This is a genomic window from Siminovitchia thermophila (assembly GCF_016909185.1).
Taxonomy (GTDB): domain Bacteria; phylum Bacillota; class Bacilli; order Bacillales; family Bacillaceae_C; genus Siminovitchia; species Siminovitchia thermophila.
Map to the genome: position 1 here is coordinate 1 of NZ_JAFBFH010000083.1, position 1,564 is coordinate 1,564.

Below are 1,564 nucleotides of genomic sequence, written 5' to 3' on the forward strand. Positions count from 1 at the left end.
GATAAAGTCCATATAATTGTGTAAAAAGAATAGGTCACCATCATGACCATGTTACAATGTTTTCGACCAAGAAAAACACATGGAGGACATGATGATGACCCAATTAAATATTATTATAAATTTGGAAGATCTCAAAGAAAAAGTTGAAACCAGCTCACTGGAATCACCTGTAAAGGCATCTCTAGCCCTTATTTTGAATTCCCTCATGGAAAAGGAGCGGGATGAGTACATCAATGCTCTTTCCCATGAAAGGACAGAAGAGCGCAAAGGCTATCGGAACGGCTATTATCCGCGTGAGCTGATCACGGGGGCAGGCTCTTTAAAGTTAAGGGTGCCGCGTACCAGGGACGGGGAGTTCTCCACCACAATCTTTAAAAAGTTCCAGCGATGGGAACAGGCATTGATCGTTTCCATGATGGAGATGGTGGTCAATGGCGTTTCGACACGCAAAGTAGGTAAAATTGTGGAAGAACTATGCGGAAAAAGTGTTTCAAAATCGTTTGTATCAGAACTGACCCAATCGCTTGATCCCATTGTGAATGAGTGGAGAAACCGCCCATTGAATACTTTGTACTATCCTTATATTTATGTGGATGCCCTGTATATCAAAGTCCGTGAGAATGACAAAGTCGTTTCAAAAGGTGTCCATGTGGCTTGCGGGGTCAACGAAAACGGTTATAGGGAGATCATTGGTTTACAGGTGAGCCATAAAGAATCCACGGAAAGTTGGTCTGCTTTTTTTGACTACCTGAAATCACGCGGGATGCAGTCCCCCAAACTGGTTATTTCGGATGCCCATGCCGGGTTGGTACAATCAATTAAACAATCATTTCTGGGTACATCCTGGCAGAGATGTTGTGTGCATTTTTTACGAAATATCATGGATGCACTGCCGAAAAAGGGCACTCGAGAAGTCCGGGGGGAAATCAAGGATATTTTCAGAACGTCCAAGTTGTCCAATGCCAGAGAGCTAAAGAACCGGTTTGTAGAGAAATATCAGGACTCCAAGGGAATCCAAAAGGCGATCACGAAGCTGGAGGAAGGGTTTGAAGATGCGATTCAATTTCACGCCCAGCCCACTGACTATCATGTGAACCTCCGAACCACCAATATGCTGGAGCGTGTAAACAGGGAGATCCGAAGAAGAGAAAAGGTGATCTCCATATTTCCCAATGACCAGTCAGCCATCCGGACAATCGGCTCTGTTCTGATGGACATTGACGAGGATTGGGCGGGCAGACAGTACTTAAAGGGATTCGGACAGTGATTGATTGAAAGAGCAGTACCCAAGGTGCGCCACCATTGACCTTGCTTTTGTCCGTGTAGCGGCTCTCTTGCAGGTGAGCGAAAAGAAAAGCCTGAAGGCTCGCCTGCAACGTATGGTAACACGGACAAATCGATTCTAAGTATTCGCCGGCGGGGCCCCGACCCCTTCCGGCGCCTACCAAGAATCGGGCGCTGCGGTCAATGGCAAGCAGCTTCGCTGTGGCTGTGCTTTGATGAATACACAAATTTAACATTATGCAAAGGTCGAAAACTTTTACACATAAATGTGGACTTGACT

General features: G+C 45.8%; 1 protein-coding gene. It reads left to right on the forward strand.

Annotated features, from left to right (window positions below; translation table 11 throughout):
* Window positions 1-94: 94 nt before the first annotated feature.
* Window positions 95-1,267, forward strand: coding sequence for an IS256 family transposase (locus tag JOC94_RS22645; RefSeq protein ID WP_077111400.1), 1,173 nt, complete (start codon window positions 95-97; stop codon window positions 1,265-1,267).
* Window positions 1,268-1,564: the final 297 nt, after the last annotated feature.

What these genes read in the sequence shown, in the direction of transcription:
- JOC94_RS22645 (WP_077111400.1), top strand. Translation starts at nt 95, where the DNA reads ATGACCCAATTAAATATTATTATAAATTTGGAAGATCTCAAAGAAAAA.